We start from the raw sequence: 16212 nt of genomic DNA, 5'->3' as shown, positions 1-16212 counted from the left end.
GGCCAGTGATTACATTGTCGTAGGGGTGAAGAGATGAAAAAAATAATACTACCATTGCTCGCCATGTTGATCGTGGCCGGGTGCAGTGATTCTGATGGGGCTGCGAACTCTGCAGGGGCAACAACACCGGCAGCAGATGACAACACCAGCAAAACCGAAGTGCCAATTGATGTGGATGTGTCGAAACCACCGAAAGAAGTACCGGATGGGGCCGATGATCTGCAGGCTTGTGTGGCGATTGATGCCGTACGGCTTATGGACCTCGCCGGTACCATCATTGAGTGGACCACCAAGAGTATGGCGGATCCATATGCGATAAATTCCAAACAGTGTATCCCGGCGGACTCCGAGATTCCGGTCGATAACGACGGCTATCCGAAGTTCATCGTTATCGACTTGTATGACATCACCGGTGTTGATCTGGTGAAACTGATTTCCGAGCAGTTGGTTCCGGTGGGTCAATATACGTCGATGGCGCTGTCAGTGCTGCAGGGCAGTTACGGTGATTTCCTCAATACACCTTATTCATATGTCGGTAATCCGGTCGATAAGATGAAAATGGATATTGTTGAAGATCTCAAGTTTGACGGCCTGAATATCAATATCGATGTACCGAAAACGTTCACCATGTCGTTTGATTTGCGCAGCATGATCCAGATGATTGAGAATGCGTACAAGCTGAAAAATGAAGGTTTCCGCATTGTTGATAATGCGTTGGCCGCGACCATTCACGGCGACGTAGACGATACCTCCTGTGCGAACTCCGTGCTTGGGGCGTATGTGTATCTCTATCCGGCAGGTATGGATCAGCATGGTGATTTAGGTTCAGACTATGCACCGGTACAGACTGCAAAAGTGAATGATGATAACAGCTACAGTATGAAGTACGTACCGGAAGGGGACTACGACATCGTATTGGTGTGTGACGCCCTGCTGGATGCTCCAAACCAGATTGACCTTGATATCGACCTGGATGGTTCCTCTAAATATGAAGACCAGCACATTGTTGCCGGTGATGACCACTACCGTAACCTGTAACACTTGCTGTTTCATAACGGTATAAGCGGCCAAGTCAGCACAGATGACAAAGTCTGTAGCCATGTCGTTAGCCAGTGAAAACAGTGTGTGGTGCGCAGTGAAATAATGATGCATACCGTGAAAACGGCCAGGGGTGACCCGGCCGTTTTTTTGTGCACTCTTTTTGCGCCTGTCTGTTTGCACCTGTCTTTTGCGTACCATGTTCTGTTCTGTTCTGTTCTGTTCTGTTCTGTTCTGTTCTGTTCTGTTCTGTTCTGTTGGTGGATTCTTTTTCTGATCATCCTACTGCCAGTAGCCAGTAGCCAGTAGCCAGTAGCCAGTAGCCAGTAGCCAGTAGCCAGTAGCCAGTAGCCAGTAGCCAGTAGCCAGTAACCAGTCACGTATAGCGGTCGTGATAGGTGCTTATGGTTGCGTTTATGGTTGTGCTTTGGTTTTGCTCAACAAAGCTCGGCAGCATAATCGGCTGTATATTCAGGGGATGTTCAACATATATGTGTAGGTTATACGGTGAATAGTCTGATCCATCTCTCATTTCTTATTTTTTATTCCCTTTTCTTTTAAGGGTTAACCGCCTGACGCTATTAATAAACTTCCCAATATGTCGGCTTTTTTGGCGATCGTGCCTACTTTTTATTGGTTGTTTTTTAGTCAGCACTTCATTAAATTCTCTTTCCAGACTTCACTGCTACAGGAAAGAGACCCGGATATGTCAGCTGTTACTAACCTCAAAAAAGTTGTAATTACTGCAATGCTTGGCCTTGCTGCGATGGGTGCGACATTTGCAAATGCGTCTGTGACCACGTCACCTGAGCATCACCTTCTTGCAACACTGGATTATGTTGAACTGGAAGCTGAGCAGGGCGATAAAAATATGCAGCTCTTTTTGGGGCGCGCGTATCTGGAAGGGACAAACGGTCTTCAGGCCGATCCACTGAAAGGCATGTACTGGCTGGAAAAAGCCGCTGTTGATATGCCGGAAGTGAAAACGATGATCGGCGATTTGTTTAAAGCTGGTCAGCTTGTTCCTCGTGATAATCACCAGGCTGTGTACTGGTACACCGCCGCAGCCAAAGCGGGCGATGTACCTGCGATGGTAGAGCTGGGCATTTACTATGCGTCAGGTGTAAATGGATCGGTTGAATGTGGCGAAGCCATCAAATGGTTCAATGAAGCGGCGAATGGCGGTTCACTGGAATCAAAACGTAATCTGGTTTGGTTGTATGCAACATGCGACGACGAGCGTATGCGTGATGGTCAGCGTGCTCTGAAACTGGCGAAGCAGGTACTGAACCGTGCGGATACCGGCGATGCAGCTGACTACGATAACCTGGCGGCGGCTTACGCGGCATGTGGCGAATTCCAGCGTGCTATTGAAGCGCAGAAAATGGCGCTGGGTAAACTGGAAGATGACGAGCAAGACGAAAAGCGTTACGCCAACTTCCAGCAGCGTCTGAAGCTGTACGAAAATAACCAGACTATTTACAGTACTGCGTTATAACACCTTGTGATAACCCGTTGATATACAGTGTTTGATTTAGAAGCACACTGACAGAGTCAGTACCCAAGCCTGAATAATAACGAGTCTAATAAAACGAGCTGAAAAAGCTCATCCCCTGAGGCGCCTGAAAAGGCGCCTTTTTTATTGTCTATGTTCCGGGCTGACGGTAATCGCCTGACCGACTTTGGACGCTTATTCCACAATTGCTTTTTGTTCGTCGTTTAGCGAGAACGGTTTGCCTTTCTCTTTGCAAAAATTGTAAAGACTCCATCGCGAAAAGGTCTCGGTCATTAAGATATCTTTCGGAGCAAGCTGGTGGATGCTTTTTTTAGTAGAAAATGCTCTTAAAAATACTGAGTGGCTGAGACACCAAGAGAAAGCCCTCATCCGAGGGCTTTGTTATGTCAGGCTGCAATCGCGTGTGCCGGCGATGGCCTGCGTGGCCGACGTTGGCACCAGAGCGTCCCGCCAATCCCTATCAGCAGAAGCGGCAGGGTCGCCGGAGCCGGAACGGGGTAGCTGCCGGACACAGGAGGAAAACTGTCATCATAGGGCTGCTGAATCAGCGCGCGTTGAATCAGGTGATTGACCACGACTGCTCCTTTCAGGTTACTGGCATTTGTGAGTGTCGCGAGGGGAGCCAGCAAATGACCTCCTAACTGTCTGGTGAGGTTGATGGTTTCGGCTTCGTAAAAGTTCCAGATGATCACATCCAGTATCGCGCTGTTTGTAAAATTGCCAATTGGGTTTGCTGTGAAGGCAGCATCATCAATATGACTACCCGCTACATTAATGATCACGGCATAGGGATTCTGACCCTGAAAATCTATGTCATAAGCTTGGACATACGGATTTTCAAACAGAGTCGAGGCGGATATCGCAAAAACAGATTCACTGCTACCGACTGTATTATTGACATTGAAAAGTGCGTTTCCGCAGCATGATGAAGGTGTGCTCAGCAGAGAATTGCTACTCAGTGACGCCAGATAGGCGGAGTAGGCTGTTAGATCTGTTTGAATTTGTGGGAAATTATAACCGCTGGTGTCAGTTGTCAGGCTGCCGCCACTGCCATTGAAGTTTATGGCGCCATTGTTTACACCTCCCAATACGGCGTTGTGTCCGTTCTCGATTTGAACGGTTGCATTCAGGTCGCCGCCAATGACTAAAGCCGGATGACTGCCTCCAGCCGGGGCGGATCCGGTGCCGTAGTTAGACGCAGTGCCATTCAGGTTTCCCATTACCAGGGTATGGCCTTCAACAGCGCTTTGTGAATCCAGATCGTTGAAAACTATCAGGTTATACTCATTGAGCAGATCAATAGGCCCGGATGCTGCCAAGCCAGAATATAGCAGGCTGGATAACAGCAGGGCTGAATAAGAGACTCTCATTGTGTCACCGTCCTTTTTCGTTGTCGGAAAGGAAGCCAGAAAAACTGCAAAAGTCAGGCCAGAGCGTTCGATGCACCTTAATCCCTCCAGCGGTTAACGAAGAGTCCTTGCCTTGAAGCTTTTTAAATTAGAGCGCTTACCTTAGAGCCTCTAACTTAAAGCGCTTAATCAGATCTTCTAACCCAGGGCTTCCGGCTTAAGGCCCATCACTCAGAACGCCTTACCTCGGCCACTTAACATACTGTATCGGCGGTCTTGCAAGAGTTGAGAGTAAGAAGTAAAGCGGAAAGCATGAAGTCAGATGCCTCATGCCTGTTTGGCTCAATGCCTTGCCTGACGAAATTGGAGCGGCATTGTTTAAGGTGAATTGAGTAGTTCTGGCAGGTCGTTGTGGCTGTTATGCCGGAATCGGCAGGGCAAGTTGTCAGGATTTCTTACAGCGGGGGATAGGCTGTTATAGATGTTTCAATAAAATTTCTTCTATTTCATGTGGTTAAATAATTGGCCTGGTTTGTGCTTTTAACTATGCGTAATCTCGTGATTGGTTGGAGACGGAAAATGAAAGTTAAAGCACTAGCAGCAGCACTCGGCTTGTTTTTTGTAAATTCAGCATCAGCTGATATGTTGACGATCACCAGCTGGTTGGACACAGATGCGCCAACAGCAGGCTACACCTACACCGTAGATGATAATACAGCTGGGCGTTTCACATTTCATGTCAGCGTCCCGCAGGCTGATGCGGACATTCTGGGGATCGCGTTTAACATAGACGGTGGTCCTTATAATGCAGGCAATATTGACGTGCAGAATTTTGTCGCGCTGAATCGAGATGGTGGTACGTCAACAGCACCGACCGGACTTTTCTTTAACGATGCAAACTGCGGGAGTGGCTGTAACTTTAATGGTGTACCTGGCGGCATTAATCCATTTGATGTGATTGTCCGGGTGGGTTCGAATGGAGCCGGTAACAGTAACTGGTATTATGATGTGACCTTTGATATTGCTAATCTTGGCCTGACCCTGAGTGATTTTGAATCGGCCGGTATTCGTGGCCAATCGGTGCTGGGTGGCAACAGTGACAAGGCTTATCAGACATTTGGTGATGTCTGCGAGGGGCAATGTAGCCCTCCTCAGGTTCCAGAGCCTTCTTCCGTCGCCTTCCTGGGACTAGGGTTGGCGGGAAGTACTTGGCTGGCGCGTCGCCGCAAGAAGGCACAGTCTAAGTAACAGATCTGGCACTCTGGTTTTACTAATCAGGTAGAGAGTGGATAAACTAGTATTTTCAGTCACACACAATTGCTAGTTATGCCACTCATCTACCGACCTGATTCTTCTTCTGTTCAACGTAAATCAACACCGGACTATTCGGTGGGGGACAATACTTTTATCGCCGTGGGCGGTGAAGAGGGTATCAGACAACTTGTCGACAATTTTTACAGTCACATGGATACCTTGCCGGAAGCCAGAACTATACGGGCAATGCATGCAGAAGACTTAACCGAGTCCAAAGCGAAGCTGACCGCATTTCTGACGGGTTGGATGGGGGGGCCTGATCGGTACACCGAACAGTATGGCATGATGAACTTACCCGGTGCCCATCGTCACCTTGGTATTGGTATCGCTGAGAAAGAAGCCTGGTTGCTGTGTATGCAAAAAGCACTGGATGATCAGAATTACCATGAGTTGCTCAAACGCCACATCATGGTACAGCTTTCTTTTCCGGCGGAAATGTGCCGAAGCCGCAGTTAACGAAAAGCGGTCAATTAGACACACCTGCCATTTTCGAGATTAAGGCTGCCATGCGTGTGCATGTGCAGCCTTTTGTTTTTTCTCAGAAAGTGGTTCCCGGAAAGGGCTTCCGGAGACGTCTGATTGTTTGATTCAGAAAGAGTAAGCGTAAATGTTCCATCAGCTAAATGAACGGTCGGCGTAGTTTCTCTTACTGTATGTATCGTCTTACGGCAACTCAGAAGCGTTCTTTCATTTCCATATAGCGTTCACGAATGTGTTCAATCAACACCTGAATGCGTTTAGACGGTTTTTTGGTATAAGGGTAGACCGCGTAAATGCCGACCACCTTGCCGGAATGCTCCGGCAGCAGTTCAACCAGATGCCCTGCCTGCAAATCATCGTAGATCAGGCAGGTTGGCAGATAGGCGATGCCATTTCCCGCCAGCGCGGCTTTACGCAGTGCGACAGCGTTGTCGGATGCAAAGTTGCCAGACACTTTCAGGGTGTAGGTTTCATTGGTATTACGCAGGAAAATCCAGTCAAAGGGGCCAGTGCTCTGGTGCGTGTAACCAAGGCAGTTATGACGTAGCAGGCTTTTGGGGGAATCCGGCTCGCCGTGTTCAGTGACATAATCCGGTGATGCACAAATCACCCAGCGCGAGTTGAAGATATGACGAGCGATCAGGCTGGAATCTTCAAGGTAGCCGGTACGGATCACCAAATCAAAATTGTCTGCCACCAGATCGACGAAATGGTTGTCCATGGACATTTCAATGTTCAGCCCCGGGTGCTTCTGGCAAAAATCGGATAAGGCCTCAGCCAGCAACAGTTCGCCGGAGATCGTCGGCACTGACACCCGAATATTGCCGGACAGGGCTTCATTGTAACCGGTAACCGCATCAAACGCAGACTGCGCGACATAGTGTATGTCTTTTGCCCGGTGAAACAGCATAGATCCCGGTTCGGTCAGTGTCAGCTTACGCGTGGTCCGGTAGATCAGCTGTACGCCCAGCTCGTGTTCCAGTTTGCTGATCCGTTTACTGACCACAGATTTGGTCATTTTGTTCAGCTCGGCCACTTTGCTGAATGAGCCGTGTTCGATTACTTGGGTGAAAAGTACCAGATCATCAATTTGCGGCATAGTGATCCTGTTAGCGATAAGAAAGGTTTCAGCCGGGAAGGCTCAGACAGTTAGCGAGGTCGTGAGCGGCCAGATAGCGGCATTGTGTCGGCGATACCGCTATTTGACCATGAAACTGCAGACTTGCCAAAAAAGATGGCCATACCCAAGCAGGTATGGCCATGGAATCAGCCTGGAAGATTGGCTGAAAACGGATTACATGTCATCAATAATGATGTAAGTGGCATACACTGGGCCGTGTACACCCACAACCTTAATCAGTTCGATGTCGGCGGTTGAGCTTGGGCCGGAAATGAAGTTCACGCAGGAAGGAATGCGTTCACCGTTTCTGGCTTTCTCGTGCAAAATGCGGGTAGCCTGAGTCAGACGGGCTACCAGGGCACTTTTCGGCACCACAAACACCGACGCTTCCGGCAACAGGCTGATAGCCCGGCCTTGTGCCGGCTGAGAGTACAGCACCATAGTGCCGGACTCCGCCAGCGCCTGCTCCGCGAACACGATGCCTACTTTGGCACGCTCAGCAACGTCGATATTTGGCTCGTAACCCAGCTGGGTATTCCAGATATGAATGCAATGCTCCGGGGTTTCCAGGGCATTGATGTCAATCAGGGACAGCAGGCGCGGGTCGGCAGAGATAATGGTCTCTTTCGGATCGGTCGCTGCGTCTTCCCCTTCCGGCTGGCAGTAGCCTTCGCAAACGGCTTTCAGGGTTTCCGTCAGTTTGTCTTTGGTGGTTTCAATTGCCTGAGAACCCAGTGAGGTGCGGGCGTACTCGCACAGCACGTTTTTCAACTCGTCCGGGGTAAAACCAGCCATCACATCATGGTGGCAGGTGTGCTTCAGCTCAGGTTTGGCGACCGGCTCAGTGCGACGGGCACGGCCCAGCTTCTGGGCGATGTTGTCAAGAAAGCTGTCGCGATTGTGAATTTGGCTCATGTTGCCTCTCCTGAATTAGTTACGATTCTTAAACCAGCTGCGGAAGGACTCGCCATCCGGCTCCGGCAGATCACGTGCTTCGGTCCATTTGCCAATCGCACCCAGCTGAACCGGCAGTTTCCCGTTTTTAATCAGGCCACTGGCCATGGTGGCACCTACTTTTACGGTGTTGCTCCACAGTAGCGGGCGGGCATTGATCAGGTTAAAGGCAGCCACAGATGCACGCTCAGACAGCGGGGTGAGCTTTTGCTCAGCCATTTTCTCACGGTGCTTCAGCAACAGATCCGACAGTGGGATCTTCACCGGACACACATCATGGCAGGCTTTACACAGGCTGCAGGCATAAGGCAGTTCTTTAAAGTCGTCGTAATCACCCAGCAGCGGCGACAGCACCGCACCGATAGGCCCTGAGTAGATAGAACCGTAAGACTGACCACCGATGTGACGGTAAGCCGGGCAGGTGTTCACACAGGCAGCGCAGCGCACGCAGCGCAGAATGTCGCGGAACTCAGAACCCAGAATGTCAGAGCGGCCGTTATCGACGATCACCAGATGGAATTCTTCCGGTCCGTCCAGGTGCTCTGCTTCACGCGGCCCGGTCAGCGCAGTGACGTAACCGGTCAGCGGCAGGCCGACGGCGCTGCGGCACAGCAGGCTGATCACGATATCCAGCTCTTCGAAAGTCGGTACCATACGCTCCATCCCCATTACGGCGATGTGCGTTTTCGGCAGGGTAGTGGCCAGACGGGCGTTACCTTCGTTGGTTACCAGTGCCACGGTGCCGGATTCTGCAACGGCAAAGTTACAGCCGGTAATACCGATGTCAGCTTCCAGGAAATCGTGGCGGATATAATTACGCACGTAGCGGGTCAGCTCTTCCGGATCTTCTGTTCCTTCGTAACCGATTTTGTCGCGGAACACATCGCGGATCTGGAAACGGTTTTTATGCAGGGCCGGTACCACGATGTGTGACGGGGCATCATAGTCATCTACCTGCAGAATGTATTCGCCCAGGTCGGTTTCAACCACCTGACAGCCGTTGGCTTCCAGCACCTTGTTCAGGCTGATTTCTTCGGTCACCATCGACTTGGACTTCACAATCTTTTTGGCATTTTTGGCTTTTACAATGCCTTCGATGTAGTCAGTGGCTTCCTGCGCGGTGGCCGCAAAGAAAACGTGACCGCCGTTCTCTTGTACTTTTTCGCTCAGTTGGTGCAGGTAGTAATCCAGGTTTTCCAGAACATGGTTACGGATATCCATGCCCATTTCACGCCACTGCTCCCAGTTGCCCAGTTTGTCAGCAGCGATTTGACGGTTGGTGAACATGCGGGTTTGCGCGTTGGCGACAGACTCACGCATGAACGAATCTTGCATCTGAACATCAATACGTTGCTTGAAGTTCTGATCACTGGTTTTCATTGACATGGTCTTTCCCCTTAGCGGCTCATCAGCACATCAACAATGTGCATGACTTTAATTGGCTTACCTTCACGGCTGATACGGCCGCCGATATTCATCAGGCAGCTGATATCGGCACCAATCAGGTAGTCGGGTTCCACATCCGAAATGTGGTGAACTTTTTCTTTCACCATCTCGCCGGAGATCTCTGACATCTTGACCGAGAACGTACCACCGAAACCACAGCAGGTTTCCTGGTTGGCAATCGGCAGCATTTCCAGACCTTCAACATTGGCCAGCAGTTTCAGCGGCTCTTCACGTATATTCAGCTTACGGATAAGGCTGCAGGAAGGGTGGTAAACGGCGCGGCCTTCAAGGCGTGCACCCACGTTCACGGTTCCCAGGTGATTAACGATGAACTGGGTCAGTTCGAACAGGCGGTCAGCGACTTTCTGCGCACGCTCTGCCCACTCAGGCTCGCTGGCCAGGTATTCCGGGTAGCGTTTGACTGACGCGGCACAAGAACCCGCAGGAGTGACGATTGGCAGATCATTGCACTCGAAAGCACGAATCAGGTTTTTCATCGCCGGCTTGCTGCCTTCGATATACCCGCTGTTTAGCGAAGGCTGGCCACAGCATCCCTGTTCTTCAGGGAAAATGACTTCACAGCCAAGTTGCTCAAGTAATAAGACCGTTTTTTTTGCCACGTTGGCCTTCACCGTATCGCAAAGGCAGGTGACGAAAAAGTTTACCTTCATAATTGCTCCAGTTGACGGTTCATGCCGCCTTTAAGTGTCGTACTCGCAACATCCGTTGCTTTGTGCGTATTACGCTTATTATTTTGCTCCCGACAGTGTCTGCCGGGAGCAATGGCGGCTGTTCCTAATTTCCGCCGTTTATTCGTGTTCCTGCTCTGGCAGGCGGGCTCAGATAAACGTACTGGCAATCGCCACGATGATGCCGTACAGCACCATAGGCACCACGGTACGTTTAATAATGTAGCCTTCTTTGTTCGCGATCCCCAGAATGGTCGATACCGCGATAATGTTGTTGATACACACCATGTTACCCATGGAGCCACCCACCGACTGTAGGGCCAGAATCGTGGTTTGTGGCAGGTCGACTGTGTGGGCGATAGTTTGCTGGATACCGCCGAACGTCAGGTTGGAAACCGTTGCTGAGCCGGAGAAGAACGCCCCCAGTGCACCCAGGTACGAAGCAAAGTATTGCCAGTTAGTGCCCATTAGCTCAGAGAACGCGCGACCGGTTGTCATTATTGGCGAGTTAGCGCCACCCATCATCATGAATTTGACCATGATGAGCGCGCCGACCAGAGCGATAAACGGCATCCGAATCCGGCTTGCCGTTTCCGTGAACACTTGCGTTACCACCTTCTTACTCAGGCCGAGCACCGGAATGGAGATCAGTACGACCAGGAAGAACGGAATCAGCGCCGGGACATACAGGGTTTTGTAAGACCATGCGGTGCTGGTGCCGAAAATCTCAGACCATTGGATGATTAGCGCCTGGCTGACAGAGAACTGACCCAGAAAGCCCAAGTCGATGTTCAGCATCGGGGTCGCATCGTTCAGCATGGCTTTGATGCCCAATTGCTGTATACGGGTCACGATCAGAATACCGATCAGCATCAGGGTCGGGCTCATGGCTTTCAGTACCTGGCCAAACGGGATGGCTTCCTGCGCGGCACGGTTGTGGTCGTCTTCAGACGTTTCCAGACCGACACGCATTTTCGCCAGCAGTACCGACAGCGACATACCCACTGCACCACCTACCAGGGCCGGGAACTCGTAGTTCCACTGTGCCAGCAGGAAGTAAGGGATCGTACAGGACAGTACACTCAGCTGGATAAACAGCAGGTTGCGACGAATTTGTTGCCAGCTCACCACAAATCGTAGAGCTAGAAGCGGAATAATAAATGCGGCGATGGAGTGCATCAGGGCGGAATTACGGCCGGTTTCCAGCAGTTCTGCTTCGGTCAGGCCAAGGTTGGCAAAACCAAACCAGGTTGGTGTACCGACAGCCCCGAAGGAAACCGGTACGGTATTCATCACCAGCGCCAGCATTGCGACCTGCAGCGGGTTAAAACCCAGGCCGACCAGAATAGGAGCAGCAATGGCGGCTGGCGTACCAAAGCCGGATGCGCCTTCAATCATAAAGGCAAAGGCCCAGCCGATGATCATCAACTGCGCGACTTGGTTACGGCTGATGTTTTCAAGCCAGCGACGAATCACGGCTTCTGCGCCTGACAGTGCAATGGTGCGGTTCAGCAAAATTGCGCCTGCGATGATCGAAATAGGGGTAATAGCAGACAGAATACCGGCCATGATGTTGGCGCTGAGTTCAGTCAGGTCTGAACCGAAATAAAATAGCTGTAGGGCACCGATGATGGTGGCGGTTACCGGCAACGCAATGTGCGAAGGCAGGGCATTTCGCTTAGTCATCATCCAAATCAGCAGCAGAATAGGGACTACTGAAATAATCAGGTTCAACATGGGTACTTCCACTCCATCGTATAATTCTGTGACAGAGAACGAACCGCACGACGGGCGAATCGCATTTATACGTTGTAATTTTGTTTAAATTTTTGAATAGAGGACGTCGTGGGGAGATTATTGTAAGTATCATTCCCCCTGATGCTATGTTTTTTTAGATTGGATTGAGTAACGGAAAACAACAATTTGTGATAGATGCACCTTTGTTTATGAAGTGCTCAATAGCTATTTTTATATAAAACAATAGCTTGTTTATAATAAGTGGTGCGGGAATGTTTCTATTTGTGGAGTTTTGGAAACAATGATTTTATATACCTGCACTAATCATGAGAGTGATATTCACTGATTTCATACCGATCAAGTCTATTAACAAGGTGATAAATTCCGTCAAAAAAGTCATTAACTTGTAAAATTACTACAAAATAGAGTTTTGGTTGTTATTTGGTGAAATTTAATTTCAGTTTTGTCGACTGAAACTTCTTCGCTTTGGTGGCTTTGTGTCCCATGCTCAGCCGCCAGTTTCGTTGTTCTGTTCCGTTGGTCGGCACAGGTTGTTCTACGCAGTTGATCTGCACTGTTGTTTCGTTTTGGACGGCAGTGAGGTTGAGTTAAGCGACAAACGATAGTGGTGTCGCCGGTAACCGGTAACCGGTAAAGCGGTTTGCCACTGCTTTCTTCAGTTACCGACGACCTTCAGTGACCGGCGACCTCGGAAGATGGTCAATGACGGAAAAGGTAATCACTGTTATCTCTGTCCTTGTCACTGTGTGCTTGTGATAAGCCTTTGGTCAGCGGTCGTAATGCCAAACTGTCGTTCGGTATGGTGCCAGAACGGTATAGCGCCAGAAAGGTATAGCGTTAACGTGGCATTCGTCGTTTTCGTGCTGACCATCGTCGTCCGCCATACAGCGAGAATAATAACCCTGCGATAGCGGTATGCTCGGGCTCCGGTACATCGGTTGGTGTACCACTTTCCCCTCCGCCAGTGATAATGGCCTCGTACGAGGTGACTTTCGCAATAATAATCGCTTCGTTATCGGCTTTTTCTTTGGTGAGAAAGCTGTCCACCGTGGTTTCACCAACCTTGAATCCTTCGATAGCAATGGTGTAATCCGTGTTGCCAATAGTAAAGGTCTGTGTAAATAACGACGAGGTCAGCGTAATGCTGTCAGCACAGCCGTTGTCATTTACTCCGGGCTGCGTCGAATCATCGTACTTACAGGGGGAAGCACTGTTTGGTGTTTCGTCATGGCTGAAACTGAACAGGAATTCCACCGGCGCAGCTTCCAAATCCCCGACCTGAACCGTTGTGGTCAGCTTCAAATCGACACTGACCAGCGTCGGGCTGTAGATCGGGTTATTTGAGTGAGTGAAAGTACCGAGATTGAAAATGTCACTGGTTTCCGCACTGGAATCAAACAGGGTCGTAAACGCGGCTTCGGATTCGAAGGTATAGCTGCTTTGTCCTTCTGACGTTGCAGGCCGACCCCAGCTGAGCACCGGGTCGGTCTCCGTTCCGGATGTCGACGTTGAATCCCCGCCGTCTGAAGTGACGGCATTGAGCCATTCACCGGTAAAATTGCCGAAAGTAATTTCGATCGTTTCTGCAAAAGCCGGGCTGCTGGTGATTACCACCCCTGCGAGCAGAGCAGGCCATTTTGTCATGGTTAGTCTCCCTTCAGTGTGCAAGCGGGCAGGCGAATGAAATAGCCTTTAGCCTGCTGCTTGTGTACGACTTCGTGCTGAAGGCGTGATTCAAAAAGGGCAGTGGATGGTCTTTCTCATTTCGCTGCCCGTGAGATTGTCATGTTGTTTCTTCTGTAACTGTTGCTGCTGGCACTGGCAGCACTGAGAAAGCGTCTTTTCATTCAGAATGACGTTCAGCTTCTGAGAATCAATCTTTATGCCAATACGCTCCCATCAGACGATTTTTATTGGCAGTTCCAGTTTTCATGCCTGCAGAGAGAATATTGTCAGGGCTATCAGGCGCTGCTGACTGACAAATGTCTGATTGAGTCGACAAGCCATTCAATGAAAGCAATAAAGCGGGATGCGGGCGATCGTACAGCCAGTGATGAACAAGGCCGGGAATTGTAAATAGCCTCTCATTTTGCGACATGCCTCTTTGGCGCTTGGCGCTTGGCGCTTGGCGTTTAACGTTTGGCACTTGGCACTTGGGCATGTCGTTTTTGTCATGTGAGCGCTTGGCCATTGGAGAGTCTGATAATCATCCCTGCAAGAGGTTTTCAAACAGACTTAAATGATTCCATACGGGAATGGGTTACTGTCCGAGTTTTCGTTTTTCTTTTTACGGCCTATCCGTAACCTATTCAGCCAAAGGTGTTAACCTCGGTTTTTGTGACCCGGGTTTCTTGATGATTTGGAAATGATATGGATTTGTCTTGGGATATTATTGGGATTTTGTTTCTGGTGGCGGGATTAGCCGGTTTCATTGATGCTATCGCCGGAGGGGGCGGGATGCTGACTGTACCGGCATTGCTGGCTGCCGGTGTACCACCGGCTCAGACGTTGGCAACGAATAAGCTGCAAAGCTCGTTCGGCAGTTTCTCGGCCAGTTTGTATTTTGTTCGCAACGGACTGGTCAACCTGAAATCCATGCGGCTGGCGATAGGCTGTACTTTTGCGGGGTCGGCGATTGGCGCTTTGCTGGTACAGGTGATGGATGCCGGATTGCTGACAAACCTGATACCGGTAATGCTGGTGGCCATTTCGCTGTATTTTCTGTTTGCCCCGGAAGCCGGAAAAGGCGGGGGAGAGCCGAAAATATCGGAAGCGGCGTTTGCTTTTACCGTTGGCACCGGCATCGGGTTCTATGACGGCTTCTTCGGGCCGGGTACCGGTTCGCTGTTCACGATCTGTTTTGTCGTGCTGGCGCAACTGGGTATTATTGAAGCCACAGCGCGTACGAAAGTGCTGAATTTCACCTCAAACCTGGCTGCGCTGTTGTTCTTCATCCTGGCCGGGCTGCCAATCTGGGAAATTGGCCTTACCATGGCGGTCGGAGGATTTATCGGTGCCCGCATGGGAGCCAAAGTTGTGGTAACAAAAGGGCGTAAGTTTATTCGACCGATGGTGGTCATCGTGTCGATGACCATGGCCATTAAACTGTTGCTTGAACAAAATCCGCAATGGTTTCAATCAGTTTTCTGATTCGTGGCACCTGATAGCTTTTTTGCCGGTAGCAGATATTAACCGGGCGGGTCAGGGTGTCGAGAAACTCAAAATGAAAGCAGTGGCTGTCCGGGATGTTGAGGGTACGAATGGTCGACATGGGTACCAGCGCGGCAGCCACCCCATTCAGCGCCAGTTGCGCGGCGGCGGTGTAGGAGTCCATCTGCATCAGCGGGACAATACCGGCATTTTGCAGTAATCCGGCCTGGTAGGTATTGGCGGTGTTGACCAGATCATTGGTCAGCAGAGCGGTCGGTGGCTGAGTCAGTGGCGTCTGGCTGACAATCTTGAAGGGTTCGTCAAACAGGTGAATGGCCTGAATACCGTGTTGGGCCGGCAGATAACCGGCACAAATCCCCAGCGTTGCCTCCCCGGACTGCACTTTTTCAACAATAACCGGTGTATGGTGGGTGGAGAGTGACAGGTATGGATCCTGGCGGACGTATTCACCCAACAGCGGTGCCAGATAACCGGCCACCAGAGTTTCAGAGCAGGCAAGTCGAATCAGGGAATGGTCATCCACTTCCAGCTGATCGGCAATCAGCCCTTTTAATTCGTGGAAACCGGGGCCAACGGCTGCGATTAGCTGCCGGGCATCAGGGGTCAGTTTGATCCGCCGCCCGTCAGGTTCGATCAGCTTTTTGCCCATGCGTTTTTCCAGCTTGGCGATGCGTTTGCTGACGGCGCTCTGGCTGAGATACAGACGACTGCCGGCTTTGCTCATTGTGCCTTCACGGGCAAGTACTAGCAGGGTTTCAATTCCTTCGAGTAGCACAGTGAACAGTCCTTCGTGCTGCGGGACCCGCCGTCTCTGCGACGGGTATCTCTGGGCGGGCTTAACGGAACGGGTTAGTTGTCCTGACCGGTAATGCTGCCAACTTCCAGTACGGCGGCTACGTCTAGGTGTTCAGCATTCATCATCGACGAAATGCGTTGTACGGAGCTGAGCAGCAGGGTTTGTTCCCACTCTGCCAGTTGCTGAAAGCGGGTAACAAAGTCTTCCTGGAGTGGAAGTGGTGCTTTGGACAGCAGATCTTTACCGGCTTCAGTCAGGTAAGCATGCACTTTACGCTTGTCCAGTTTGCTGCGCTCACGCACCACCAGCCCACGTTTTTCCAAACGATCCAAAATGGTTGTCGCGGTCGCCTGACTCATGTTGGTGTTATTGGAAAGCTGGCGGATAGTCACTTCACCAGAATCACGGATAGCACGCATCAAAACCAGCTGAGGACCGGTTAAACCTGCAAGTTTATTGAGCTTGCGTGAATGCAGGTCGATGGCTCGAATGATTTGCCGCAAGGCAATCAAGACTTCTTCGTGCTTATCCATTTTACTCTCCTAATAAGTGTCCGGCGAAATTACCTCAAACAGCAACAA

At 50.5% G+C, this 16212-nt stretch carries 15 protein-coding genes; 5 read left to right on the top strand and 10 right to left on the bottom strand.

The genetic code is table 11. The features are described 5' to 3' along the window. Positions 1-33: 33 nt before the first annotated feature. Both FH974_RS10085 and FH974_RS10080 read left to right on the top strand, forming a co-directional pair. Positions 34-1038, top strand: coding sequence for a DUF4382 domain-containing protein (locus FH974_RS10085; RefSeq protein ID WP_207103249.1), 1005 nt, complete (start codon positions 34-36; stop codon positions 1036-1038). A 706-nt stretch (positions 1039-1744) separates the two neighbouring features. Further along, positions 1745-2536, top strand: coding sequence for a tetratricopeptide repeat protein (locus FH974_RS10080; RefSeq protein WP_047884130.1), 792 nt, complete (start codon positions 1745-1747; stop codon positions 2534-2536). A 404-nt stretch (positions 2537-2940) separates the two neighbouring features. Here FH974_RS10080 and FH974_RS10075 read toward each other — a convergent pair whose 3' ends face one another. Beyond that, entirely contained in the window at positions 2941-3924 is a 984-nt protein-coding gene (locus FH974_RS10075; protein ID WP_207103711.1) for a collagen-binding domain-containing protein, read from the bottom strand. Positions 3925-4482: 558 nt separating this feature from the next. Between FH974_RS10075 and FH974_RS10070 the strand changes: the two genes are divergently transcribed. Continuing rightward, entirely contained in the window at positions 4483-5151 is a 669-nt protein-coding gene (locus FH974_RS10070; RefSeq protein WP_047884132.1) for a PEP-CTERM sorting domain-containing protein, read from the top strand. Between the two features lie 141 nt (positions 5152-5292). Continuing rightward, positions 5293-5673, top strand: a complete 381-nt coding sequence (locus tag FH974_RS10065; RefSeq protein ID WP_242551821.1) for a group II truncated hemoglobin — start codon at positions 5293-5295, stop codon at positions 5671-5673. A gap of 217 nt (positions 5674-5890) precedes the next feature. Here FH974_RS10065 and FH974_RS10060 read toward each other — a convergent pair whose 3' ends face one another. The 7 genes from FH974_RS10060 to FH974_RS10030 form a co-directional block, all read right to left on the bottom strand. Then, positions 5891-6796 carry a LysR family transcriptional regulator gene (locus tag FH974_RS10060; protein WP_207103248.1) on the bottom strand — a complete coding sequence of 302 codons (906 nt, stop codon included), beginning with the start codon at positions 6794-6796 and terminating at the stop codon, positions 5891-5893. 195 nt (positions 6797-6991) lie between these two features. After that, a complete protein-coding gene (locus tag FH974_RS10055; RefSeq protein WP_207103247.1) occupies positions 6992-7732 on the bottom strand; it encodes a LutC/YkgG family protein in 741 nt (246 codons plus the stop codon). Between the two features lie 15 nt (positions 7733-7747). Further along, entirely contained in the window at positions 7748-9157 is a 1410-nt protein-coding gene (locus tag FH974_RS10050) for a LutB/LldF family L-lactate oxidation iron-sulfur protein (protein WP_047884136.1), read from the bottom strand. Positions 9158-9168: 11 nt separating this feature from the next. Further along, a complete protein-coding gene (locus tag FH974_RS10045) occupies positions 9169-9888 on the bottom strand; it encodes a (Fe-S)-binding protein (RefSeq protein ID WP_207103246.1) in 720 nt (239 codons plus the stop codon). A gap of 168 nt (positions 9889-10056) precedes the next feature. Then, positions 10057-11643 (bottom strand): L-lactate permease, encoded by a 1587-nt coding sequence (locus FH974_RS10040; protein WP_047884138.1) that lies wholly within the window; start codon positions 11641-11643, stop codon positions 10057-10059. 858 nt (positions 11644-12501) lie between these two features. Next, positions 12502-13308 carry a THxN family PEP-CTERM protein gene (locus tag FH974_RS10035; protein WP_047884139.1) on the bottom strand — a complete coding sequence of 269 codons (807 nt, stop codon included), beginning with the start codon at positions 13306-13308 and terminating at the stop codon, positions 12502-12504. Positions 13309-13537: 229 nt separating this feature from the next. Continuing rightward, a complete protein-coding gene (locus FH974_RS10030; protein ID WP_207103245.1) occupies positions 13538-13855 on the bottom strand; it encodes a hypothetical protein in 318 nt (105 codons plus the stop codon). A 179-nt stretch (positions 13856-14034) separates the two neighbouring features. Here FH974_RS10030 and FH974_RS10025 point away from each other — a divergent pair, with 179 nt between their 5' ends. After that, positions 14035-14814, top strand: a complete 780-nt coding sequence (locus FH974_RS10025) for a TSUP family transporter (RefSeq protein ID WP_047884141.1) — start codon at positions 14035-14037, stop codon at positions 14812-14814. Here the strand turns inward: FH974_RS10025 and FH974_RS10020 are convergent. Together FH974_RS10020 and FH974_RS10015 are read right to left on the bottom strand one after the other, a co-directional pair. Further along, entirely contained in the window at positions 14765-15610 is an 846-nt protein-coding gene (locus tag FH974_RS10020) for a LysR family transcriptional regulator (protein WP_047884142.1), read from the bottom strand. The genes FH974_RS10025 and FH974_RS10020 overlap by 50 nt on opposite strands. Before the next feature lie 74 nt (positions 15611-15684). Beyond that, the gene (locus FH974_RS10015; RefSeq protein ID WP_047884143.1) at positions 15685-16164 is read right to left on the bottom strand and encodes a MarR family winged helix-turn-helix transcriptional regulator; all 480 of its coding nucleotides are present in this window, start codon (positions 16162-16164) and stop codon (positions 15685-15687) included. Positions 16165-16212 lie beyond the last annotated feature (48 nt).

Origin of the sequence: Photobacterium ganghwense (genome assembly GCF_017329545.1) — a bacterium.
GTDB lineage: Bacteria > Pseudomonadota > Gammaproteobacteria > Enterobacterales > Vibrionaceae > Photobacterium > Photobacterium ganghwense.
Note: the sequence above shows the minus strand (reverse complement) of the source record. Positions and strands in the feature narration are given on the sequence as shown.

Excerpts from the sequence above, each read along its gene's own strand:
- FH974_RS10060 (WP_207103248.1), bottom strand. The coding sequence starts at position 6,796 with ATGCCGCAAATTGATGATCTGGTACTTTTCACCCAAGTAATCGAACAC.
- FH974_RS10075 (WP_207103711.1), bottom strand. The coding sequence starts at position 3,924 with ATGAGAGTCTCTTATTCAGCCCTGCTGTTATCCAGCCTGCTATATTCT.
- FH974_RS10015 (WP_047884143.1), bottom strand. The coding sequence starts at position 16,164 with ATGGATAAGCACGAAGAAGTCTTGATTGCCTTGCGGCAAATCATTCGA.
- FH974_RS10035 (WP_047884139.1), bottom strand. The coding sequence starts at position 13,308 with ATGACAAAATGGCCTGCTCTGCTCGCAGGGGTGGTAATCACCAGCAGC.
- FH974_RS10080 (WP_047884130.1), top strand. The coding sequence starts at position 1,745 with ATGTCAGCTGTTACTAACCTCAAAAAAGTTGTAATTACTGCAATGCTT.
- FH974_RS10045 (WP_207103246.1), bottom strand. The coding sequence starts at position 9,888 with ATGAAGGTAAACTTTTTCGTCACCTGCCTTTGCGATACGGTGAAGGCC.
- FH974_RS10040 (WP_047884138.1), bottom strand. The coding sequence starts at position 11,643 with ATGTTGAACCTGATTATTTCAGTAGTCCCTATTCTGCTGCTGATTTGG.
- FH974_RS10055 (WP_207103247.1), bottom strand. The coding sequence starts at position 7,732 with ATGAGCCAAATTCACAATCGCGACAGCTTTCTTGACAACATCGCCCAG.
- FH974_RS10085 (WP_207103249.1), top strand. The coding sequence starts at position 34 with ATGAAAAAAATAATACTACCATTGCTCGCCATGTTGATCGTGGCCGGG.
- FH974_RS10070 (WP_047884132.1), top strand. The coding sequence starts at position 4,483 with ATGAAAGTTAAAGCACTAGCAGCAGCACTCGGCTTGTTTTTTGTAAAT.
- FH974_RS10030 (WP_207103245.1), bottom strand. The coding sequence starts at position 13,855 with ATGGCCAAGCGCTCACATGACAAAAACGACATGCCCAAGTGCCAAGTG.
- FH974_RS10025 (WP_047884141.1), top strand. The coding sequence starts at position 14,035 with ATGGATTTGTCTTGGGATATTATTGGGATTTTGTTTCTGGTGGCGGGA.
- FH974_RS10050 (WP_047884136.1), bottom strand. The coding sequence starts at position 9,157 with ATGTCAATGAAAACCAGTGATCAGAACTTCAAGCAACGTATTGATGTT.